Below are 22,042 nucleotides of genomic sequence, written 5' to 3' on the forward strand. Positions count from 1 at the left end.
GTGCCGTGCGGCTGTTCGGCCGTGCCCTCCGAGCGCGGGAAGAACTCGTACCAGGAGCCGTACAGGGCCCGCTCCCGCTCCACCAGCAGCGGCATCGGGTCGGAGGCGGTGACCAGCTCCCGCAGCGGATAGCGGGTCAGCAGCACGTCCACCTCGGGCGACAGGGCGGACTTCAGGCGCTCGTGCACCGACAGGGAGTCGTCGCCGAGGGCCTGCGCGGCGGCGAGGACAACGTTTCGCTCCGGCCCCTTCGGCACGCCGGCGGCCGCCCGCTCGTACAGCTCGGCGCCCTCCTCCAGCACCAGCCCGATGTCCATCCCGGCCGGCACCTTGACGGAGGCGGTGTGCCGCCAGGTCGCCAGCGGATGACTCCAGGCCTCCACCCGGAAGGTCCAGAGACCCGTCGCGTCCGGGGTGACGTCCGCGCCCCACAGGTCACTGCCGGGGGACAGCTCCCGCATCGGCGTCCACGGGCCACGGCGGCCCTTCGGATCGCGCAGGACCACATTGGCACCCACGGCATCGTGCCCTTCACGGAACACGGTGGCCGTGACCTGGAAGGTCTCCCCGGCCACCGCTTTCGCCGGGCGCCTGCCGCACTCCACGGCCGGCCGGACGTCGCGTACCGGTACACGGCCGATGGCCGGGGTCCTGCGCATGTATCTCACCTCCGCCGTGCGCGAAGCCGGGCACCCGGCCCGGCTTCGCGATCCGAGAGGGGCCGACTCACGCCGGCTCCGGGGGAACGCCTTGTACGGTGCCAGCTCAGGGGCTTGGCGCCGTGGAACGCCGCTCCGATGGCGGCGCTCTTCTGGCCGATCGGCGCGGCCGCGGCCGTCCGTCCTGCTCGCGCAGGTAGGTGACCAGATTCGTGCGCAGATAGCGTTCGGCGGCGTCCGCGGCCTCGCGGGCGCAGCGTTTGCCCATCAGTACGCACAGCGTGTAGCCCGAGTCCTCGAAGGTGGCCCGGACCGTGCGGTCGTGGGGCGAGGCGAGCATGACGCGCTCCCACGCCCGGTAACGCCGCAACGCCCGGGCCACTTCGGCCTTGGCGGGTAGCAGCATTGCCCTCTTCACCTTCCACGCTCTCGACTGGGCGCGTTCCCGACGGTCGGGTGGTGTCCGCGCACGGAAGGGCACGGCACCGTTACGGCGATCGAGGCTTTCACTTATGGTGCACGGATGACGACGCAGCGTCTTGTTGGATCTTCAACGACGATGTGTGTCGGGCCCTCGTGTTGCACGAATGGCGTAGTGCGGTCAACGTAGAGGTGACTCAGAAGCGATCAGCACTCACGCTGTGTGTCCGGGATCCCTCCCGGACGGGCATCCGGGACCTCTCCCGGACGGGCGAGGGGAGCGAGAGCTTCGCCGGTGAGGAGCAAGCGACGATGAAGACCGCAGTGCCCTGCTACTACCACCTCGACGTGGAAGTCAGCCCTGAACGGGTGGGACAGGTCAGCCGCATCCTGGCCGCCCACCTCCGCTACTGGGACCTCGAGAACCTCGCGGTCCCCGTCTGCCGCGGCGCCGAACTGCTGCTGCGGGCGATCGACGAGCATGCGAAGGACAAGCACACCTCCATCGAGATGTGGTGGAACGGCCAGCACCTCATCACCGCCTTCGGCGACGACGACCCGGACCTGCGCCCCGACCTGGACCTGCGGTCCTGCCTGGCGGACATCGCCGCCATGAGTGACGGCTGGGGCTGCTGCGCCTCGGACACCGGCAGCAAGATCATCTGGTTCTCGCAGCGGGCCCGCGCCGGTCAGCGCGTCCCGCTGGTGCCGACCGCCCCCGCGCCGACCCTGCGGCAGGGGCTGCAGGTGCCGCGCGAGACGCCGGTGGTGGTGCTGGCCGCGCCGGCCGGAGCCATGGACGACATGCTCACGGCGCCGGCCACCGTGGCGGCTGCTTCGGACGGCGCCCTGGAGGGCAGCCGGTGACCGCCCGCAGAACCAGGAAAGGGCTGCCCGTGTGGAGCGGGCAGCCCTACCCGTTGGGTGCCGCGTTCGACGGACAGGGCACCAACTTCGCGCTGTTCAGCGAGGTGGCCGAGCGGGTCGAGCTGATCCTCGTCGACGACGCCGGCACCGGGACCCCGGTCCGGCTGCACGAGGTCGACGGATTCGTCTGGCACGCCTATCTGCCCGGCATCGCGCCGGGCCAGCGCTACGGTTACCGGGTGCACGGCCCCTGGCAGCCCTCGCTCGGCCACCGGTGCAATCCCGCGAAGCTGCTGCTCGACCCGTACGCCCGCGCCGTGGACGGCCAGATCGACAACCACGCCTCGCTGTACGAACGCAACCCGGACGGCCCCGCCCCCGCCGACAGCGCCGGGCACTCCATGCTGGGCGTGGTCACCGACCCGTACTTCGACTGGGGCGACGACCGCCCGCCCCGGACGCCGTACTCGGACTCGGTGATCTACGAGGCCCATGTGCGCGGTATGACCCGCACCCACCCCGACGTCCCCGAGCGGCTGCGCGGCACCTACGCCGGCCTTGCCCATCCCGCCGTCATCGAGCACCTGACCTCGCTCGGCGTGACCGCGGTGGAACTGATGCCGGTGCACCAGTTCGTGCAGGACGGCGTGCTCCAGGACCGCGGCCTGTCCAACTACTGGGGCTACAACACCATCGGCTTCTTCGCGCCGCACAACGCCTACGCCGCCTTCGGCACCCTCGGCCAGCAGGTCAACGAGTTCAAGGCCATGGTGAAAGCGCTGCACGCGGCCGGCCTCGAAGTCATCCTCGACGTGGTCTACAACCACACCGCCGAGGGCAACGAGATGGGCCCCACGCTGTCCTTCCGGGGCATCGACAACGCCTCCTACTACCGCCTGGTCGACGGCGACTGGGCGCACTACTACGACACCACCGGCACCGGCAACAGCCTGCTGATGCGGCACCCTTACGTGCTCCAGCTGATCATGGACTCGCTGCGGTACTGGGTCACCGAGATGCGTGTCGACGGCTTCCGCTTCGACCTCGCGGCCACGCTGGCACGGCAGTTCCACGAGGTGGACCGGCTCTCGGCGTTCTTCGACCTCATCCAGCAGGACCCGGTGATCAGCCGCGTCAAGCTCATCGCCGAGCCCTGGGACGTGGGGGAGGGCGGCTACCAGGTGGGCAACTTCCCGCCGCTGTGGTCGGAGTGGAACGGCAAGTACCGGGACGCCGTACGGGACTTCTGGCGGGGCGAGCCGGGTGCGCTCGGCGAGTTCGCCTCCCGGCTGACCGGCTCCTCCGACCTGTACCAGCACAGCAGACGACGGCCGCGCGCGAGCGTCAACTTCGTCACCGCGCACGACGGTTTCACCCTGCGCGACCTGGTGTCGTACAACGACAAGCACAACGAGGCCAACGGCGAGGACAACCGGGACGGCGAGAGCCACAACCGGTCCTGGAACTGCGGCGTCGAGGGCGCCACCAGGGACCCGGCCGTCCTCGAACTGCGCGCCCGGCAGCAGCGCAATCTGCTGGCCACGCTGCTGCTCTCGCAGGGCATCCCGATGCTCTGCCACGGCGACGAGTTCGGCCGCACCCAGCAGGGCAACAACAACGCCTACTGCCAGGACAACGAGATCTCCTGGGTCGACTGGGAACTGGCGGGGGAGCAGCGCGGCCTCGCGGAGTTCACCCGGCGCCTGATCGCCCTGCGCGCCGCGCATCCCGTGCTGCGGCGCCGCCGCTTCTTCCGCGGTGATACCGCGACCCATGCCAGGCAACCGCTGCCCGACCTGATGTGGCTCAGGCCCGACGCCCGCGAGATGACCGGCCGGGACTGGCAGCGCGACGACGCGCACTCGGTGGGAGTGTTCCTCAACGGCGACGCCATCGCCGAACGCGACGCCCATGGTCGCCGGATGGTCGACGACTCCTTTCTGCTGCTCGTCAACGGCTACTGGGAACCGGTCGACTTCCGGCTGCCCGACGACGCGTTCGGCGAGCGCTGGACGACCCTGATCGACACCGCCGACCCGGACGGCATCCCCGACGAGCGCGAACGCAAGGCCGGCACGCGGCTTCGCGTGGAGGCCCGCAGTCTGATCCTGCTGTCGCGTCCGTCGCGGGTCGCGAACTGAGCGGCTGTCCGGGTTCAGCGCATTCGGCCTGACGTCACCGTGAACTGGGCGCCGTCCGCGTCCCGCAGGATCGCCTCGTTCTCGTCCTCGCTCAGCACGCTGCCGCCATGCTTCTCCGCCGCCCGGGCGCAGTCCGTGACGTCCGCTACGGCGAAGTGGATCTGCCAGTGCGGCCGGACGGAGGGATCCGGTGCCGACTCCACCGCGCCCGAGTCGATGCGCGCCACGATGTCGCCCTGGCTGCGCAGCACCACCTCGCCGCCCTCGTACTCCACCTCGCAGCAGCCCGGCAGCCCTGACGCCCAGTCGAGGACCTCGCCGTAGAACATCGCGGCGTCGAAGGCGTCGCGGGTGTGGAGCCGGATGAACGTCGGTGACGCCCGCCGCCACGCCTCCCAGTTGGCGACCAGTTCCCCCTGCCAGATGCCGAAGGTGGCCCCGTCCCGGTCGGCGAGCAGCGCGGCCCGGCCCGGCGGGAAGGACAGCGGCCCGACGGCCGCCGTACCGCCGCGCTCGCGGACCCGGGACACCGCCACGTCGGCGTCCGGCACCGCGAAGTACGGCGTCCAGGCCACGGCCATCTGCCACATGGCGGCGACGGCGGCGATCCCCGCCACCGGCACTCCGTCCGCCAGCGCGATCCGGAAGTGTTCGCCGAGTTTCGCGCCGCGCCACCGCCAGCCCAGGACGGCCGTGTAGAAGTCCTGGGTGGCCTCCAGGTCACGGCTGGTCAGGCTCACCCAGCACGGGGCGCCGAAAACGGAGTGGGTGGAGACGACGTCTCGCCTGCGCGGTCCACCACTGACGGGGGTGTTGTGGTTCATGTCCGTCGCGTCCTGCTCTCGGGGCCGGGCGGCCACCGCTCTCGCACCAGTGTCCAACCGGAAGGGGGTCGGCTGCCTGTCGAGTACCCCCGGTGGCAGCGGTCCAGGCCGGCGAGCACGATGGGCACATGGGAGCGAACCAGCCCGACAGGCTCTCCGCGCTGCAGGCCGAGGTCGACCAGATGAAGGAGGCCGTGGCCTCCCACGCGGTCGTCGACCAGGCGATCGGGATGGTGGTGGCCCTGGGCAGGGTGACCCCGGGCGAGGGCTGGGAGGTGCTGCGGGACGTCTCCCAGCACACCAACATCAAGCTGCGCAACATCGCGGAGCTGATCCTCATCTGGGGGCGCCGGGGCGACATCCCGCCCGATGTCCGCGCCGAGCTGGAGGACGCCCTGGACCGGTACGGCCCGACGCAGGTGCCCGGGTCCTCGGAGGAATGAGCGGCAGGGGGCTTCGCCGGCCGTGCCAGGGACCGGCGGATTCAGCGGATTCAGCGGGCTTCCCGGCGGATTCAGCGGGCTTCGGCGAGCAGTTCCTCGCGCAGCCGCTCGAAGCAGCTGCTGAGCAGCCGGGAGACATGCATCTGCGAGATGCCCAGCTGCTGGGCGATCCGGCTCTGGGTCATCCCGCGGAAGAACCGCAGATAGAGGATGACGCGCTCGCGTTCCGGCAGTGCCGCTAGACAGGGCTTGACGGCGGCCCGGTCGACCACGAGGTCGTAGCCGGGGTCGGGGCCGCCGAGGGAGTCCCCGAGGGCGTAGCCGTCGGTGCCGGCCACCTCGGCGTCCAGGGACAGCGCGGAGAAGCACTCCAGCGCCTCCATGCCGGTGCGCACCTCGTCCTCGCTGAGCCGCGTGTAGGCGGCGATCTCCGCCACGGTGGGCGGGCGTCCCGAGGTGCTCTGGGCCAGTTCCTTGCCGGCGGAGCGGACCCGGTTGCGCAGGTCCTGCACCCGGCGCGGCACGTGCAGGGTCCACATGTGGTCGCGGAAGTGGCGCTTGATCTCACCGGTGATGGTGGGCACGGCATACGCCTCGAAGGCGCGGCCACGCTCGGGGTCGTAGTGGTCGACGGCCTTCACCAGACCCAGCGCGGCGACCTGGTACAGGTCCTCCAGGGTCTCCCCGCGACCACGGAACCGCACGGCGATCCGCTCGGCCATGGGCAGCCACAAGCGGACCAGTTCATCACGCAGCGCCCGCCGCTCGGGGCCGTCGGACAGCTTCGCGAGCCGTTCGAAGGACTCCACCGTGTCGGGGGCGTCGTCGTGGGGGTGTGAGGTCGTACTGCCGGTGACGGACATGGTGCGCACCTCTCTCAGCAGGTGCTGGAAGTACAGACACCGTGGGAGGCGCGCTCGGACCGGGGAAGGGGAAAGCGGGGCGGCGGCAAGGAGCCGACTCCCACGGACGTGCCTCCGGTCCGAAGCACTGTCCACCCTTTTCCCGCTCCCGGACATCGCAAAACAATTAGGTACAAATGGGATGCAACCAGGTCGATCCTTGACCTTTCCTTGGCGCGCATTACCTCTGTAACAGGGGTGATCTTCTGGTGTGGAAACCGAGACGGCGCGGTGAGCGGCAAGGGATTCCGAGACCTTCCCGGAGGAGTTGGCGGAGCGCTGGTGCGCATCCAGCGGCTGATCCGGCGCCGGTTGCGCGGCGGGCTGAGCCTGCCCCGGCTGCGCGGCGCCGAGGTGGAACTGCTCCGGCTGGTCGAGTCCCGGCCCGCCATCGGCATCTCGGACGCGGCGTGGGCGCTGCACCTGGCGGGCAACTCCGTGTCGACCCTGGTCAACCAGCTCGTCCGGGACGGATACCTGCTCCGCGAGACCGACCCCGCCGACCGGCGCGCGGCCCGGCTGCAACTGACCGCTGAAGCCGGGAAGAGGCTGGACGACTGGAAGCGGCGCCGGACCGAACTGGTCGGCCGGCACGTGTCCCGGCTCGACGACACCGACCGGGGAGGCCCTGCGCGCGGCCCTGCCGGCGCTGCGCAAGCTGGCGGCCGGCCTGCACGAAGAGGCCGAGGAGTCATGACGCAGACCGACGACCATGACGAGGCCCAGAGGCCATGACGAGGGACGGCACCGAGCACCCGGGCAACGCCGCCGGCACGGCCGCCGGCTCCGCCGATTCCGCGGACATCCCTGGCGACGCCGCCGGCACCGCTGACCGGCCTGGGGACGGCGTGGACGTCGCCGACGGTCTCGGCGACGCAGCGGTCACCATCGACACTGCCGGCGGCGCCGTGAACACCGCCGACAGGCCTGGCGCTGCGCGGACACCGCTGACCGTCCCGGCGACGCAGCGGCCACCACCGACACTGCCGGCGGCGCCGTGAACACTGCCGGCAGCCCCGGCGACTGCTTGGACGCCGCCAGCAGCCCCGGCGACTCCGCTGCCGCCGCAGCCGTCGAGGCCGACGCGAAACCCGGTGCTCCCACCACAGCCGGCGGCACCACCGGGACCGTCAGCGCTGCTCGCGAACCCGCCGATGCCGTGGGCGCAGCCGCCGAACCCGCGCGTCCTGGGATCGCCCCCGCCGCGGACGCCGACGTCGTCGGTTCAGGTGCCGAGGCCGTAGGTCGAGGGGTTGCCCCCGCCCCGGACGCGGACGCCGTTGGTTCGGTGGCCGGAGCCGTGCGACGCGCGCCCGGCCTCGCCTCGGACACCGACGCCGTCGGTACGGCTGCCGAAGCCGCGCGCAGCGCGCCCGGCCCCGCCCCGGTCGTCGACGCCGTCAGTCGTGACCGGCTCGTCTACGCCTTCGGTGAGACCAATGCCGTCGACGGGCTCGATCTGGGTGTCCGGGAGGGGGAGGTGTTCGGATTGCTCGGGCCCAATGGCGCCGGGAAGACCACCGCCATCCGCTGCATCACCACCCTGCTGCCCGTCCCCGCCGGCATGGTCGGCGTCTTCGGGCACGACGCCGCCAAGGAGCGGATGGCGGTGCGCCGGCTGCTCGGCTACGTCCCGCAGCAGCTGTCCGCCGACAGTGGGCTGACCGGCCGGGAGAATGTCGCCCTGTTCGCCCGTGTCTTCGACGTGCCCCGCCGCGAGCGTGCCGAACGGGTCAGCCAGGCGCTGGCCGCCGTCGGCCTCGCGGACGCCGCCGACCGGCTCGCCGGGACCTACTCCGGCGGCATGGTCCGCCGCCTGGAACTGGCCCAGGTGCATGTCAGCGCGCCCCGGCTGCTGACCCTCGACGAGCCGACCATCGGCCTCGACCCGATCGCCCGCACCGGCGTCTGGGAGCACATCAACGCCGTCCGCGCGGCGACCGGGACGACCGTCCTCGTCACCACCCACCACATGGACGAGGCCGACCAGTACTGCGACCGGGTCGGCCCGATGCACCGCGGCCGCATCCGCGCCCTCGGCACCCCGGCCGAGCTGCGCCGCGGCCTCGCCGAACGCCTGGGCACCGACACCCTGCCCACGCTGGAGGACGTCTTCCGCGACGTCGCCGGCAGCGGCCTCGGCTACCACTCCGGAGGAGGTTGCCGCGATGTCCGCAGCACCCGCCGCACCGCGCGCCGAGTCGGCTGACCGCACCTCCCGCAGCGACACCGCCCTGCTGCTCAGCCCGCCCGTGCCGCGCGCCGGCTGCTGCCCGCGCGGGTCGTCGCCATGTGCGCCGTGGAGCTGCAGAAGCTGCGCCACGACCGCACCGAGTTGTACACCCGCGCGGTCCAGCCCGCCCTGTGGCTGCTGATCTTCGGTCAGACCTTCACCAGGATCCGGGCGATACCCACCGGCGGCGTGCCGTACATCGACTTCATGGCGCCCGGCATCATCGCCCAGTCGGCGCTGTTCATCGCGATCTTCCACGGCATCCAGATCATCTGGGAACGCGACGCGGGCATCCTGAACAAGCTCCTCGTCACCCCGACCCCGCGCTCGGCCCTGATCACCGGCAAGGCGTTCGCCGCCGGGGTGAAGTCGCTGATCCAGGCGATCGTCGTGATCGTCATCGCGACTCTGCTCGGCGTCGCCCTCGCCGTCGTACTCGCCTCCGCGTTCTTCTCCTGCCTGTCGATGACCATCGCCGGCATCATGCTCAGCCGCGACCGCCTGATGGGCTTCGGGCAGGCGATCACCATGCCGCTGTTCTTCGGCTCCAACGCCCTGTACCCCCTCTCGGTGATGCCGGGCCGGCTCCAGGCCGTCAGCGAGGTCAACCCGCTGAGCCATCAGGTCGACGCCTGCGCGGCCTCCTGCTCCGCACGCCCGCGCATCTCGGCGCCGACTTCGCCGTCCTCGCGGTGGCCGCCGCCCTCGGCATCACCACGGCCTCCTCGTTGCTCGGCCGGCTGGCCCGGTGATCTTGCCGCGGACGTGATGTGCGGCACGCACCGTACCCCTGCCGAATGCGCCGCGAACGCATCTTTCCTGGGCAGCGCTTGATCACCGATCAAAGCGGGCGAACCCGCTGGCCACAGCGCATTCTGCGCATTTGACAGTGCGCTCGGCGCACAGATAGACAGCAGCTCTCGAAGGTCGAGAGGGGCACTGTGTACGAGCCGAACGTGGTCGGGGACTGGCACGAGTACGACGAGCATGCCGGTCTGCGGGTCCGCGTCCACCGTCTGGAGGCGGCCGAGCCGCCGCGCGGACGCGACGACGCGGCCGACGGGCTGACGTACTTCAGTGTCCGGGTGACGGTCGAGAACCGTGGCGCCCGGCACTACGGCATCCACCTGGAGGACGGCCAGATCGACGTCCGGGTCGGCCCCGATGGCGAGGGCGCGTTCATCGACTGGCGCAACTCGCAGTTCATCGAGGGCTTCGACGTCTACCCGCTGCGCCGGGCCACCGCCGTGATCTACGCCGCCGCCCCCGAGGCCGCCCTGGCCCACGTGGACGTGCAGGTGCAGCTGCGGGTGGAGGACGAGTGGGCCGACCGCCGGCTGTGGACCGGCGGCATCGGCGTCCTGGACGCGACCCCGGCGGCCGCCCCCGCGGCAGCCGGGCAGGGCAGCCTGGCCCACCAGGTCAGCGCGTTCCTGAAGGACCAGACGGAGCCCGGCACCACCGCCTGACACGGGCGACGCCGGCGGCGCCGCCGTACGGTCAGTGCGGGATGCCGTCGATGATCTCCCGCGCGCCCTGCCGCAGCAGCGCCACCGCGACCGAGGTGCCGAGCGTGGCCGGATCCAGCCGTCCCGCCCACTCGTGGGCGTTCAGCCGGGTCTTGCCGTCCGGGGTGAACACACAGGCCCGCAGGGACAGTTCCCCGCCGCGGTCCACGTGCGCGTAGCCGGCGATCGGGCTGTTGCAGTGGCCCTGCAGCACATGCAGGAACATCCGCTCGGCCGTCGCCTCCCGATGGGTGTCCGGGTCGCCGAGCCCGCTGACGGCGTCGATCAGCGCGGTGTCGTCCTCCCGGCACTGCAGGGCGAGGATGCCCGCGCCGATCGGCGGCATCATCGTCTCCGTCGACAGCACCTCGCTGATCACGTCCGTGCGGCCGATCCGTTCCAGACCGGACACCGCCAGCAGCAGAGCGTCCGCGTCGCCGGCGGCCAGCTTCTCCAGCCGGCGGTTGGCGTTGCCGCGGAACGCCACGCACTCCAGATGCGGGTGCGTGGCGGCCAGTTGGGCCACCCGGCGCACCGAGGAGGTGCCGATGCGGGTGCCGGCCGGCAGCTCGTCCAGGGTGAGTCCGCCCGGGTGGACCAGCGCGTCCCGGATGTCGTCCCGCTTCAGGAAGGCGGCGAACACCGTCCCGGCGGGCAGCGGCCGGTCGGCGGGCACGTCCTTGACGCAGTGCACCGCGAGATCGGCCTCCCCGGCCAGCAGGGCCGCGTCGACCTCCTTGGTGAACGCCCCCTTGCCCTCGACCTTGGACAGATCGCCGAGCCACTTGTCGCCGGTGGTCTTGACCGGCACCACCTCGGTGCGCACACCGGGGTGCAGCACAGTCAACTCGGCGCGGACCCGCTCCACTTGGGCCAGGGCCATCGGTGAGTCGCGGGAGACGATACGGACCAATTCCGGGACGGACATGGGGACACGATAGACCCTTGGACCCGACGCCCGGTCAGGACCCGGTCGAACACCGCGGTCTTCTCGAACGGCGCCGTCCCGGGACTCGTGAAGGCTCAGGTGCCGGCTTCGCCGACGGGGAAGCTGTAGCGCAGCTTCTGCTGCGCGCGGGCGCCGAGCCGGTCGTAGAACCGGACCGCCCTCTCGTTCCGGGCGGGCGTCTGCCACTGCACCTGCGCGAGGCCGAGCCGCCGGGCCTCGGCCACCACCGCGTCCACGAGCAGCGGGCCGAGGCCCAGGCCGCGATGGCCGGGGGCCAGGAACAGGCAGTCCATGTGCAGGTACTCCCGCCCGTCCCAGGTGGACAGTCCGGACGCGCAGGTGGCGTAGCCGACGACCTCGCCGTCCGGTGCCTCGGCGACCAGGCAGCGCAGCCGCGGGGCGGGCGTGTCGAACAGCAGGCCGGCCAGCCGGGCGGCGAGGTCCTCCACCGGCGGGGCGGCGCGCTCGTAGTCGGCGTGCTGGGCGGCCAGTTCGGCCACGCGCGGCAGAGCGGCGCGGTCGGCGTGCCGCACCAGGGGAGTACCGGTCACCGGACCTCGCCCTCCAGGGTGTCGGCGCTCCAGGCGGTCAGCCGCTCGGCGAGCGGGCCGTCGCCGTCCAGCACATGCCGGGAGAACGCCTCCCGCTCGTGCGCCAGCAGCGCGGCCTCCCAGACGCAGGGCGCGAGCCCCGCCCGGCCCGGCCGCAGCTCCGCCGGCCGCCCGGCCGGACCGGTGAACACGGCCAGGTCGGACATGTGTCCCTCGATCCAGCTGTGCACCACGATGTAGTCGCCGTCGCCGCCGGCGTGCACGATCAGCACCGCGAGGCCCAGTGATCCGCGTACCCGTCCCAGGCTCAGATGGCCCGCGGCCAGGTCCAGCGCCGTGTCCACGGCCTGCGGTCCGACCGTACGCCCCGGTGCCTCCAGCGCGTACACCTTGACGAGGTGACCGGCGGCTTCCCGGACGCCCAGCGCCCGGGCCGTACGGCCGTGATGACCCTCGGCGAGGGCCAGCAGTCCGGATGCGTCGATGGCCGGGGGCAGCTCCACGTGAAGATCCATCCGGCCATGATGCGCGCGCGGCGCGCGGGCGTCCATGGCGAGGTTGCGGCGCAGCAGGCGGAAGCGGGCGCACCGTACGGCTTGGCGGCGTACCGGGGTGTCTCCTCAGCCGAAGCCCTCCGGCAGGTCCGCCGCGGATTCCTCCGGGGTGAGGTCAGGGCGGAGCCGCAGCCAGGACGGTTGGCGCATGAGCCCGGCCCGGGTACGGGTGCTGTAGCTGACCTCGCCGACCAGCCGGGGCAGCACCCAGCGGGCGTCCGGAACGCGCGGCACCGGATCGAAGGGGCACCGCTCGCTCGCGGTGTCCCGCAGCAGCGCGGCGAGCTGAGTCCGCTCGGCCTCGCTCCAGCCGGTGCCCACCCCGCCGACGTACCGCAGTCGGCCGTCCTGGTCGCGCTGACCGACCAGCACCGCGCCGGGCAGTCCGCTCAGCCGCCCTTTGCCGGGCAGCCAGCCGCCGACGATCACATCTTCCGCGCGCATGTTGCGGATCTTGATCCAGGCACGGGAGCGGACCCCGGGCTCGTACACGGAGTCCAGCCGCTTGCACACCAGACCCTCCAGGCCGTGTTCCCGGGTCGCCGCGAGCGCCTCGGCGCCGTGTCCGGTCACCGCGCCCGGAGTCGACCAGTACGGCCCGGCCAGGCCCAGCTCCGTCAGCCGGGCCCGCCGCCGTACGTACGGCTGCCGCAGCAGGGACTCCTCGCAGTACGGCACGTCGAACAGCACCAGATGCACCGGCACCTGGGCGGCCCGGCGTGCCGCCCGCGCGGGGGCGTGCGCCAGGCCCATCCGGCTCTGCAGCAGCTGGAAGTCGGCCCGGCCCCGTTCGTCGAGGGCCAGCACCTCGCCGTCCAGTACGGCGGGGGTGGTGCCCAGCGCGCCACCGAGCGGCCGCAGTTCGGGGTAGGCCGCGGTGATGTTCTCGCCCGAGCGGGCGCGCAGCAGCAGGCTGCCGTCGCCGGGCAGATAGACCATGACCCGCTGGCCGTCCTGCTTGGTCTCGTACGCCCACCGCTGGTCCTGGGCGGCGGGCGGCAGGGTGCCTGGAGTGGCGAGCATCGGCGCGATGAGCGGCAGGGGCACGGCGGTCACGGCTGAAGGTCTCGACCGCTTCCGCCGGCCTCACGCGCCTTCGGCCGCCGGTTCCCCTGAACGGGCCCGGGCCAGCCCGGCCGGCCTGGCCTGCCCGTCTCCGCCGGCCCCCTCACGCGACCGTCTCCGCCGACGGCTCCGACGCCGGTGCCGGTGCCGGGGTGGTCGGGCGGTGGCGGGGGAGGAAGGAGGCGAGGGCGAAGGCCAGGATCGCCGCGCCCGCGCCGATCGCCATGACGGCCTTGAAGCCGTTCTCGGACGGCAGCGCATGGCCGCCGAGGCTGATCGTCAGCTGCGCCAGGATCACCCCGGCGACCGCGCTGGCCACCGACGTGCCGATGGAGCGCATCAGCGTGTGGAGGCTGTTCGCGGCGGCCGTCTCCGAGGGCGGGACCGCGCCCGTGATCAGGGCATGGCGCCGTCGGCGAAGCCGACGCCGGCGCCGATGACGCGGGAGACCAGGACCAGCTGCCACACCTCGCTCACGATGTTCAGGCCGTATCCGGCGGCGACGATCAACGCCCCCAGCATCAGCGTGATCTTCGGACCACGGCGCTTGTTGATCATCGCGACACGGGCGGCTCCGGGAGGTGCCCCCGGACGGGTGCCGGCCGGGGGGAGTCGGTTCGGCGACCGGTCCGGGCCGGCGCCGCTCCCCGTCCCCAAGGGATGCGGCGCACCGGGGGTGGGCTTCCGCTCATGGCCACCCGGCTCATGGACGGCTTACTTGAGTCAGGCAAGCAAAATGCCCGCGTGTGTACCGGCTGCCTCCAGGCGGGCCGGCGTTCAGGCGGATCGTGGTGGTCTGACCCAGCCCAGCGACCGTTCGACGGCCCGCTGCCAGTTGTCGTACTCCGACTCCCGCAGCTCGGGGTCCATGTCGGGCAGCCACTGGGCGGCCCGGTGCCAGTTGCGGCGCAGCACTTCCAGATCGGGCCAGTAGCCGGCGGCGAGCCCGGCCGCGTAGGCGGCGCCCAGGGAGACCGTCTCGGCGACCATGGGCCGTACGACGGGCACGTCCAGCACGTCGGCCACGAACTGCATCAGCAGGTTGTCCGCGGTCATGCCCCCGTCCACCTTGAGCTGCCGAAGGGAGACCGAGGAGTCGGCGTTCATGGCGTCGACGACCTCCCGGGTCTGCCATCCGGTGGCTTCCAGGACGGCACGCGCCAGGTGGCCCTTGGTGATGTACGAGGTGAGGCCGACGATGACCCCGCGTGCGTCGCTGCGCCAGCGGGGCGCGAACAGGCCCGAGAACGCGGGAACGATGTAGCAGCCGCCGTTGTCCTCGACCGTCCGCGCGAGGGTCTCGATCTCCGGCGCGCTGTTGATCAGCCCCAGGCGGTCCCGGAACCACTGGACGAGTGCGCCGGTGACGGCGATCGACCCTTCCAGGGCGTAGGCCGGCTCCTGGTCCCCGATCTTGTACGCGACGGTCGTGAGGAGCCCGTGCCGGGACCGCACCAGCTCACCGCCGGTGTTGAGCAGCAGGAAGCTGCCCGTTCCGTAGGTGCACTTGGCCTCGCCGGGGGAGAAGCAGGTCTGGCCGAAGAGGGCGGCCTGCTGGTCGCCGAGGGCGGCCGTGATCGAGACCCCGGGCAGCACCGCACGGGCTTCGCCGTAGGCCTCCGCGGACGACCGGATCTCCGGGAGCATCGCACGGGGCACCCCGAAGAAGGCCAGCAGCTCCTCGTCCCAGGTGAGCGTGCGGATGTTCATCAGCATGGTGCGGCTTGCGTTGGTGGCGTCGGTGATGTGCAGGCCGCTGTCGGCGCCCCCGGTGAGGTTCCAGATCAGCCAGCTCTCCATCGTTCCGAACAGCACCTCGCCGTCCTTGGCGCGCTGTTCGACCCCCTTGACGTGGTCGAACAGCCACCGGATCCGCAGCGCGGAGAAGTAGGTCGAGGGCGGCAGGGCGCACCGCTCCAGGAAGAACGCCTCCCCGGGGCGCTGCATGAGCTCGTCGACGAGCGGCGCCGTGCGGGTGTCCTGCCAGACGATCGCCCGGCCCACCGGGGCGCCCGTCCGCCGGTCCCAGAGCACCGTCGTCTCACGCTGGTTGGCCAGGCCGACGGCGATGACCTGCTCCCTGCCGGCACCGGTGTCGGAGAGCGCCTCGGGCAGGATCTGCCGCAGGTTGTGCCATATCTCCATGGCGTCGTGCTCGACCCAGCCGGGCCTCGGGAAGTGCTGCCGGTGTTCCTTCTGCGCGACCGAGACCAGCCGCCCACGGTGGTCGAACAGGATGCATCGGGTCGAGTTGGTGCCCTGATCGATGGACATTACGTACCGTTCGGCCATGATCGGGTCTGCCTTCCGACGGATCGAGGGGCGGCTGTGCTGCTCTACCAGCGGGCGGCTCCCAGGTCTCTGGAGATCGCCCGGGCCGCTTCGCGGATCAGCATGATCAGACTCGGGCGGGGGCGGCCCTGGCTGTCGCATATCCGCTCGACCGGCCCGGACAGGCCGATGGCGCCGACGACGAGGCCGCCGTGCCCGCGGATGGGTGCGGAGATTCCGGCCTCGCCCATACTCATTTCCTGGATCTCGGCGGCCCATCCGAGTTCCCTGACCTCCGCGAGCGCCCGGGCGAGCCGCTCGGGATCGACCAGGGTGTGCCGGGTGTACGCCTCCAGCCCCGGTCCCTGGGCCGGCTCGACGCTCGCGGTCCCGTACGCCAGCAGCACCTTGCCGAGCGAGGAGGCGTGCAGCGGCAGCAGCGAGCCCACGTCCAGGGTCTGGAAGGTGTCGTCCGGCCGGAAGACGTGGTGGACGACGAGGACGCTGCCCTCCAGGGGCGTGCCCAGGCGTACCGCCTCCCCGCTGCGGGCGGCCAGGGCGTCGGCCCAGTTGAGCGAGCGCGAGCGCAGCTCGTTCACGTCGAGATAGCTGGTGCCGAGATGCAACAGGGCGGCGCCGAGCTGGTACTTCCCGGTCGCCGCGTCCTGCTCCACGAAGTCCACGTGCTGGAGCGTGCGCAGAATGCCGTGGGCGGTGCCCTTCGCCAGCCCGAGCGAGGCCGCCACCTCGCCGAGTCCGAGTCGACGGGGTCCGCCGGCGAGCAGACGCAGAATCGCCGCCGCCCGTTCGATCGACTGGACTGGGCCGGCCATGAAGCGAGCCTATTACCCGCACGGAGGCCGTGCCCGTGGGCGAGGGCGGGCGGGCGTTCGGTAATGCCGACCGACGTTCATTGACCGGCCCGATTTGTCTCCATAGCGTGCTTGCGAGCCGGAAACGCGCGGTTACGACGGCGCGGACCGGTCGGTCACACCATCGGGAGAGAACATGGCGGCACAGCTCAAGACGCTGCTTCAGGCGGCATGCGAACACGTGTGTCCGGTTCCGCCTGTCGCCGGCGCAGTCTCGGCCGTACGCCGTCGTGCTGCGGCGGTCCTCGCCGACTGGAGGGTGTGCCCGTACCTCGTCGAGGACGCACTGCTCGTGGTGTCGGAGCTTGTCACCAACGCCATCCTGCACGCCCGGCCCCCGGCTGTGCTTCGGCTGTCGTGGGTGCAGGGCGACGGTGGCTGCACCCTGCGCGTCGAGGTCACCGACGCGGGCCCCGTCCTTCCGGCGTGCCGGTCCCTCGTCGGGGTCGACCCCGACGAGCACGGCAGGGGCGAGGCGATCGTCCACGCCCTGGCGACTCGCCATGGCATGGACACCCACCTCGACGGCGTCACCCGTTGGGCCGAACTCGTCGCGCCCTAGATTCCTCGACCTTGAGCGTGGCCTCGCAGCGTCACTGCACGTACGCCGGATGGTCCGCGGTCGTCTTGCGGAGCAGGAGCAGAGCCGCGTCGTCGGGCAGCCGGCCGCCCACACGCGCCAGCAGTCCGTCGTGGAGCGCGGTGAGAGTGCGCGCCGGCTCGTCGCACACATGCCGGGCCACCCCTTCGGCCGGCGGATAGAACGCACGCGCGTGATCGCGGGCCTCCGTGACCCCGTCGGGGTACAGCAGCAGCTGATCTCCGACCGCGAAGGGCAACCGCTGTGGCGGGGGAACCTCGCCCGACAGGGCGCGCAGCCCGAGAGGCGGAGCGGGATGCGCGGGGCTCCACCGCCCCGACCTCTCCGGAGCCGGACACCAGCAGCGGCGGCGCATGTCCGCAGTTGACGATCTCCAGATGTCCCGACCGGGAGTGTCCGGCGACCACGGCGGTGACGAAGTCGTCGGGACCGTCAGATGGTGAGCGAGAGGCTCCTGGTCACCCGGCTCGCGACCGGAAGCAGTCGTGCCCCGATCTCCTGGAGCCGGGCCCGCCGCTCCGCCGGCAGGGAGACGCCGAGCGAACCGGGCGTGTTCCGCGGTAGACGGGCACGGCGACGCACTCGGTGCCGAGCGCACACGGCTGTCGGGGCGAGCGACGGAGCGGCCGTGCCGCTGGAGCTCAGCGGTGCGTGCTCGCGATGCTCACCGCGTTCGCGGCCACCACCGCCCCGATCCCCGCCCACTCCGGAACCCCGAGACCCTGCCCCAGCACCACCCAGCCGACCACCGCCGCCAGCACCGGATTGACACTCATGAACAGGCCGAAGGTCTGGGCCGGCACCTTGCGCAGGGTGAGCAGATCGGCGAGATACGGCACCGCCGACGACAGCACACCCGCCGCCACCGCGCACAGCAGGGCCCCGGCCGTCGGCGGATGCCGTACGGCGACCACGATCCCGATCGGCAGGAAGGCGAGCGCCGACAGGCACGCGGCCGCGGCCGACCCCTGGGCGCCCGGGATGCGCCGCCCGACGATCCGGTTGAGCAGGATGTACGAGGCCCAGCAACAGGCCGCCACCAGGCCCAGACCCATGCCCACGTAGTCGGTGGACGGCTGAGGGCGCATCAGCACCACGACTCCGGCCCCCGCCAGCGCCGCGCACCCCCCGTCCAGCCGGCGGCGCGAGGCGGCGAGCGCGACGGCGAGCGGGCCCAGGAACTCCAGGGTCACCGCCAGCCCCAGGCCGATCCGGTCGATCGCGCTGTACAGGCTCAGGTTCATGGTGCCGAAGACCCCGGCGAGCAGCAGCACCGGCCACCACTGGCGCCGGGTGAAGTCCCGCAGGCGCGGTCGGCCGACGGCCACCAGGACGAGTGCGGCGACGTACTGGCGTACGGCCACCACGCCGAGCGGACCGAGGACCGGGAAGGCCAGGGCGCCGATCGCCGCGCCGGTCTGGTTGGACAGGCCGCTGCCGAACATCGTCGCCACGCCGGCCAGCCGCCCCGGCGCGGGGTCGTGGACCATGGGGGACACCGTCGCGGTGCGGTCTCCGAGAACTCGTCGCATGGCAGGAGCGTCCGCCCGTCCGGTGCTTGCGCAAAATGCATGCGCGACCGCATCTATACGCTGAAGGCATGGATGAGGTCGAACTCCGGCAGCTGCGCTGTCTCGTCGCCATCGTCGACGAGGGCACCTTCACCGACGCGGCGATCGCCCTCGGGGTGTCCCAGGCGGCAGTCTCCCGCACCCTGGCGGGGCTCGAACGAACCCTGGGCGTACGGCTGTTGCGGCGCACCTCGCGCGAGGTGAGCCCGACGGCGACCGGGCTGCGGGTGGTGGCGCAGGCCCGGCGGGTGCTGGCGGACGTCGCCGTCCTGGTCCAGGAGGCCGCCTCGGGGCACACCCGGCTGCGGATCGGCTACGCATGGTCGGCCGTCGGCCGTCACACCGTGGCCTTCCAGCGGCGCTGGACGGCCGCCCACCCAGGGACCGATCTGCACCTCGTCCGGGTCAACACGGCGTCCGCCGGTCTCGCGGAAGGCGCCTGCGACCTCGCGGTGGTGCGCCGGCCGCTGGAGGACCGGCGGTTCGACACCGCCATCGTGGGCCTGGAGCGGCGCCTGTGCGCGATGGCGGCGGACGATCCGCTCGCCCGCCGCCGGTCCGTACGGCTCGCCGAACTCACCGGCCGGACCCTCTGGGTGGACCGGCGCACCGGCACCACCACCCCCGAGCTGTGGCCTGCGGACTCCCGCCCCGCAGTCGAGGAGACCCACGACGTCGACGACTGGCTCACCGTCATCGCCGCCGGACGCGGCATCGGTGTCACGGCGGAGTCGACCGCGAACCAGTACCCGCGACCGGGCGTCGTCTACCGGCCGGTCCGGGACGCCGAACCCGTCGCCGTACGGCTCGCCTGGTGGCGCGACGACCCGCATCCGGCACTCCAGGCGGTCCTCGAACTGCTCAGCGAGCTGTACCGCACGAGCTGAGGGACCAGGACGACCGGGACGGCCCAGGCCGAAAGGCGCGGACATCACGTGGCGGGGCGGGCGCGCACCCGTCCATCGACGCACGGGCGCCCCAGAGACACACCTCTGCGGCGCACCGAGCCGCAAAAGGGAGAACTCTTCGTCCTCGCCCAGGCGATCGGCTGCCCCGACCCGGCGAGATCATCGGCGCCCCGCCGGCTGGACCTCGGGCATGGGCCGCTTCGGCGCCGTCTTCGGCCATGGCTGGGCGGCCAGTTGCTCGCCGTCCATCGTGTGCATCGGCATCGCCGCCCTGCGCTCCGCACGGCGCCCGAGCCCAGCGGCACCGGTCAGCCACTCGTCACCGCCGGCTGACCCGCCCCCGCGCACGGCGTCACCCCAGCGCGTCGGGCTCCACGTCCAGGCCCGTGCAGGCCAGCTCCCCGGCCACCTCGGCGCACGCCTCCACGCCTCGCGGCGAGGACACCGAGAGCATCGGGCTGCTGTCCCCGGCGGAGTCGTCCGCCGGATAACCGGCTGACATCACGTCATGGCCCGCGCGCACCGACACCTCACGGGGCCCGGGCGAGCGCAGCCACACCTCGGACCAAGCGGTCCGGCAGGCCGGCGACCAGCGCAGCCGGACGGTGTAGGAGCGACCGGTGACCGTGCTCGTGGTCCGTGCGTCCCGGGCACACATCGAGGCGTCGGGCAACTCGCCCTGACAGGACCGGCCATGACAGCGGGGTACCCCCGGCAGGGTCTGCGCGGCGGGTGCGGTACCCGGCCACATGGACAGGGCGACAGCGGCGGCGGCCACCGCGGCAGCCGTGCCGAACAGCGCCAACACGGACAGCGGAAGCCGCGACGGGAGCCGCCGCGGAAGCCGGGATGCGAGCCGGCGGCCGAGCCGCTGCCCGGGGCCGGGCTCCTCGGGCACGGCCTCCGGTGCGGGCGTTCCGGCCGCGTCCCACAACGCCCGTACGGCCTCGGGATCGGCGCCGGCGAGCCGGCAGAGCGCCTCCACGGCGGGCCTCGGCGGCGGCGTCCCGCCGGACAGATAGCGGTGCCACGCGGACTTGCTGTACGGGGTCCGCGCGGCCAGCGCCGCCAGGCTCAGCCCCGTACGGTCCTTCAGCTCGCGCAGTCCCACCACCAGTGCCTCGTCCGGCGTGGTCGATGGTTGGGGGTGCCGCATCGTGCGTCCTCGACTCCCGTTCCGCTATGGGCCGTTTCGCCCCTGATGCCGGAATGGCTTCCCGCGAGGACGGCGACTGGAACACGCGGTGAGGTATGAGCAGGGTGAGGCGTGGGCGTACCGAAGGCCCGTTCGGGGGTCGTCGAACGGGCCTTCGGCGGCTGGGTGGTGCTGTGCTGAAGGGCCGTCAGCACCAGGGAAGAGGGCGGGCCGCGCGGACGTAGTGTGCGGAGACGTAGCCCGCGTGGTGCGGCAGCCGGTACCAGGTGCGGTTCCCGTACACCCAGGAGCCGCGCGTCCGGCAGGTGAGGACCAGGAGCCGGCCCGTCTGCCGGTGGCCGATCACCCGGTAGCCGGTGCCGGGACCGGAGCGGACGTTGAGCGGGGCGTGGCGGGTGGCGACGCGGCCGGTGAGTGGCTGAAGGTGGCGGTGCGCCATCCACTGTGCGGCGAACCGGTACTGCATCCGGTGGGCGGCGAGTCGGTACGGCGCCGCGTGCATGACGAGGCGGTAGGCCGCGGTCTGGGGCATGAAGCGGTACGCCGCCCGCCGGGCGGTGAGGCGGTGGATCCGGTGCACCCGGTGGCTGTGGTGGGTGCGGAGGTGGACGCGGTGGTGCCGGCGGTGGGTGACGTGCCTGCGATGGTGGACGCGCCGGCCGGTGCGGTGGGTGCGGTGGGTGCGGTGGGTGCGGTGGGTGCGGTGCTGGGCATGGTGGGTGTAGTGCGCGGTGGCGCTGGGAACCGGGCGCGGTGCGGCGGCGTCCGCCGTGCCGGCACCGGCCGCCGTGGGCAGGAACGCGAGCACCGCCACCGTGGCCAGCAAGCCGCTCTTGAGACTCCGTCGGATCATGGAAACCTCCGGCTGTCGTTCGCGTGACCACGAGCAGTGATCACGACAGCCAGGGTTTCCGTGACAAGCCGCCGGAATGCCGTTCCGGCGTCCCCAGGGACGGCCGGGACGTCCCGCGGGACGGACGCCCATGGCACCGGCGGGTCCGCCCGGTCCGCGGCGGGGAGGCGTCCCGCCGTCTCCGGCGCGTCCCGGTGACGTCTCCCGGGGGTACCCGCGGCATCCGTGGCGGTCAGAGGGTCTCGGTGAACGTGATGCTCCGCTCCTTCAGCAGCGGGAACACCGTTCCCCGGATCAGCTCCGCGAAGTGGTCCGTCTCCTTGTGCGCCTCGAAGCCGGCGCGGTCCGTGTAGCGCTCGTACAGCACGAACGCTCCTGGCCGGTCGACGACCTCGTGCGCCTCGTAGGCGAGGTTCGCGGGTTCCGACGGGACCAGTTCGCGCATCTTGCGCAGCGCGTCGCGCACGGTGTCGGCGTCGGCGGGAGCGCACTCGTACTGGGCGACGACGGCGAAGGCCATGGCATTCCTCCGGTGTTCCTCGGCGGGTGGACTCGCCGATTCCAGCACGCTCCCGCCCGGGGGAGGTCCGTACGACACGCGGCCATGTCCGCGGGCGGCCGGCCGTCGTGGGAAGGGCGAGAGCGGGGAGGGGAATTTACTTGACTCACGCAATGAGCCGGTAAACTTGCGGGC

22 protein-coding genes and 4 pseudogenes are annotated in these 22,042 nt (G+C 72.3%); 10 read left to right on the forward strand and 16 right to left on the reverse strand.

What is annotated here, in order from left to right; translation table 11 throughout:
• On the reverse strand, positions 1–659 hold a 659-nt coding region (locus tag ACFYOH_RS24905), incomplete at its 3' end, for a maltotransferase domain-containing protein (protein WP_388629300.1).
• Positions 660–765: 106 nt separating this feature from the next.
• Entirely contained in the window at positions 766–1,065 is a 300-nt protein-coding gene (locus ACFYOH_RS24910) for a DUF5133 domain-containing protein (protein WP_153541355.1), read from the reverse strand.
• 326 nt (positions 1,066–1,391) lie between these two features.
• On the opposite strand from ACFYOH_RS24910, the gene ACFYOH_RS24915 reads away from it, so the two are divergent.
• Positions 1,392–1,946, forward strand: a complete 555-nt coding sequence (locus tag ACFYOH_RS24915) for a pep a2 (RefSeq protein ID WP_388629304.1) — start codon at positions 1,392–1,394, stop codon at positions 1,944–1,946.
• Positions 1,943–4,087, forward strand: coding sequence for a glycogen debranching protein GlgX (gene glgX, locus ACFYOH_RS24920; protein ID WP_388629306.1), 2,145 nt, complete (start codon positions 1,943–1,945; stop codon positions 4,085–4,087). Before ACFYOH_RS24915 ends, glgX begins: the two co-directional genes overlap by 4 nt.
• 14 nt (positions 4,088–4,101) lie before the next feature.
• Here the strand turns inward: glgX and ACFYOH_RS24925 are convergent, their stop codons facing one another.
• A complete protein-coding gene (locus ACFYOH_RS24925; protein ID WP_388629309.1) occupies positions 4,102–4,911 on the reverse strand; it encodes a VOC family protein in 810 nt (269 codons plus the stop codon).
• Between the two features lie 128 nt (positions 4,912–5,039).
• Here ACFYOH_RS24925 and ACFYOH_RS24930 point away from each other — a divergent pair, with 128 nt between their 5' ends.
• Entirely contained in the window at positions 5,040–5,354 is a 315-nt protein-coding gene (locus tag ACFYOH_RS24930; protein WP_388629312.1) for an ANTAR domain-containing protein, read from the forward strand.
• A gap of 71 nt (positions 5,355–5,425) precedes the next feature.
• Here the strand turns inward: ACFYOH_RS24930 and ACFYOH_RS24935 are convergent, their stop codons facing one another.
• A complete protein-coding gene (locus ACFYOH_RS24935) occupies positions 5,426–6,217 on the reverse strand; it encodes an RNA polymerase sigma factor SigF (RefSeq protein WP_388629315.1) in 792 nt (263 codons plus the stop codon).
• A 307-nt stretch (positions 6,218–6,524) separates the two neighbouring features.
• Between ACFYOH_RS24935 and ACFYOH_RS24940 the strand changes: the two are divergent.
• From ACFYOH_RS24940 to ACFYOH_RS24960, 5 genes and pseudogenes are all read left to right on the forward strand, one after another.
• Positions 6,525–6,953 (forward strand): annotated as a pseudogene (locus ACFYOH_RS24940) (MarR family winged helix-turn-helix transcriptional regulator).
• Between the two features lie 34 nt (positions 6,954–6,987).
• Positions 6,988–7,257 (forward strand): hypothetical protein, encoded by a 270-nt coding sequence (locus ACFYOH_RS24945; RefSeq protein ID WP_388629317.1) that lies wholly within the window; start codon positions 6,988–6,990, stop codon positions 7,255–7,257.
• Between the two features lie 299 nt (positions 7,258–7,556).
• Positions 7,557–8,465, forward strand: coding sequence for an ATP-binding cassette domain-containing protein (locus ACFYOH_RS24950; RefSeq protein WP_388630149.1), 909 nt, complete (start codon positions 7,557–7,559; stop codon positions 8,463–8,465).
• A pseudogene (locus tag ACFYOH_RS24955) lies at positions 8,425–9,241 on the forward strand (ABC transporter permease). The gene ACFYOH_RS24950 and the pseudogene ACFYOH_RS24955 overlap by 41 nt, the downstream one beginning before the upstream one ends.
• A gap of 189 nt (positions 9,242–9,430) precedes the next feature.
• Positions 9,431–9,958 (forward strand): hypothetical protein, encoded by a 528-nt coding sequence (locus ACFYOH_RS24960; protein ID WP_388629319.1) that lies wholly within the window; start codon positions 9,431–9,433, stop codon positions 9,956–9,958.
• Positions 9,959–9,989: 31 nt separating this feature from the next.
• On the opposite strand, the gene hemC is transcribed toward ACFYOH_RS24960, so the two are convergent.
• From hemC to ACFYOH_RS24995, 7 genes and pseudogenes are all read right to left on the reverse strand, one after another.
• Complete coding sequence (gene hemC, locus ACFYOH_RS24965) at positions 9,990–10,925, reverse strand: hydroxymethylbilane synthase (RefSeq protein ID WP_388629322.1); 936 nt, start codon at positions 10,923–10,925, stop codon at positions 9,990–9,992.
• Positions 10,926–11,020: 95 nt separating this feature from the next.
• A complete protein-coding gene (locus ACFYOH_RS24970) occupies positions 11,021–11,497 on the reverse strand; it encodes a GNAT family N-acetyltransferase (protein WP_388629325.1) in 477 nt (158 codons plus the stop codon).
• Positions 11,494–12,012, reverse strand: coding sequence for a hypothetical protein (locus ACFYOH_RS24975; RefSeq protein ID WP_388629328.1), 519 nt, complete (start codon positions 12,010–12,012; stop codon positions 11,494–11,496). Before ACFYOH_RS24975 ends, ACFYOH_RS24970 begins: the two co-directional genes overlap by 4 nt.
• A gap of 105 nt (positions 12,013–12,117) precedes the next feature.
• On the reverse strand, positions 12,118–13,074 hold the full coding sequence (locus ACFYOH_RS24980) for an ATP-dependent DNA ligase (RefSeq protein WP_388630152.1): 957 nt from the start codon (positions 13,072–13,074) through the stop codon (positions 12,118–12,120).
• A 145-nt stretch (positions 13,075–13,219) separates the two neighbouring features.
• Positions 13,220–13,668: pseudogene (locus tag ACFYOH_RS24985) on the reverse strand (MFS transporter); the annotation flags it as partial.
• Positions 13,669–13,893: 225 nt separating this feature from the next.
• Positions 13,894–15,408 carry a glycerol kinase GlpK gene (gene glpK / locus ACFYOH_RS24990; protein WP_388629331.1) on the reverse strand — a complete coding sequence of 505 codons (1,515 nt, stop codon included), beginning with the start codon at positions 15,406–15,408 and terminating at the stop codon, positions 13,894–13,896.
• A gap of 44 nt (positions 15,409–15,452) precedes the next feature.
• Positions 15,453–16,220, reverse strand: coding sequence for an IclR family transcriptional regulator (locus ACFYOH_RS24995; protein WP_388629334.1), 768 nt, complete (start codon positions 16,218–16,220; stop codon positions 15,453–15,455).
• Positions 16,221–16,395: 175 nt separating this feature from the next.
• Between ACFYOH_RS24995 and ACFYOH_RS25000 the strand changes: the two genes are divergently transcribed.
• Positions 16,396–16,821 (forward strand): ATP-binding protein, encoded by a 426-nt coding sequence (locus ACFYOH_RS25000; RefSeq protein WP_388629337.1) that lies wholly within the window; start codon positions 16,396–16,398, stop codon positions 16,819–16,821.
• Positions 16,822–16,852: 31 nt separating this feature from the next.
• Here the strand turns inward: ACFYOH_RS25000 and ACFYOH_RS25005 are convergent.
• Positions 16,853–17,291: pseudogene (locus ACFYOH_RS25005) on the reverse strand (PP2C family protein-serine/threonine phosphatase); the annotation flags it as partial.
• 210 nt (positions 17,292–17,501) lie between these two features.
• Entirely contained in the window at positions 17,502–18,350 is an 849-nt protein-coding gene (locus ACFYOH_RS25010; protein ID WP_388630155.1) for a DMT family transporter, read from the reverse strand.
• 110 nt (positions 18,351–18,460) lie between these two features.
• Between ACFYOH_RS25010 and ACFYOH_RS25015 the strand changes: the two genes are divergently transcribed.
• Positions 18,461–19,318, forward strand: a complete 858-nt coding sequence (locus ACFYOH_RS25015; protein WP_388629339.1) for a LysR family transcriptional regulator — start codon at positions 18,461–18,463, stop codon at positions 19,316–19,318.
• Positions 19,319–19,691: 373 nt separating this feature from the next.
• Here the strand turns inward: ACFYOH_RS25015 and ACFYOH_RS25020 are convergent, their stop codons facing one another.
• The 3 genes from ACFYOH_RS25020 to ACFYOH_RS25030 all read right to left on the reverse strand — a co-directional run bounded on the left by ACFYOH_RS25020 (position 19,692) and on the right by ACFYOH_RS25030 (position 21,868).
• Positions 19,692–20,495, reverse strand: coding sequence for an XRE family transcriptional regulator (locus ACFYOH_RS25020; RefSeq protein WP_388629342.1), 804 nt, complete (start codon positions 20,493–20,495; stop codon positions 19,692–19,694).
• A 187-nt stretch (positions 20,496–20,682) separates the two neighbouring features.
• The gene (locus ACFYOH_RS25025) at positions 20,683–21,348 is read right to left on the reverse strand and encodes a hypothetical protein (protein WP_388629345.1); all 666 of its coding nucleotides are present in this window, start codon (positions 21,346–21,348) and stop codon (positions 20,683–20,685) included.
• Between the two features lie 232 nt (positions 21,349–21,580).
• Positions 21,581–21,868 carry a putative quinol monooxygenase gene (locus ACFYOH_RS25030; RefSeq protein WP_388629348.1) on the reverse strand — a complete coding sequence of 96 codons (288 nt, stop codon included), beginning with the start codon at positions 21,866–21,868 and terminating at the stop codon, positions 21,581–21,583.
• Positions 21,869–22,042: the final 174 nt, after the last annotated feature.

Source organism: Streptomyces sp. NPDC007856 (assembly GCF_042868225.1).
Taxonomy (GTDB): domain Bacteria; phylum Actinomycetota; class Actinomycetes; order Streptomycetales; family Streptomycetaceae; genus Streptomyces.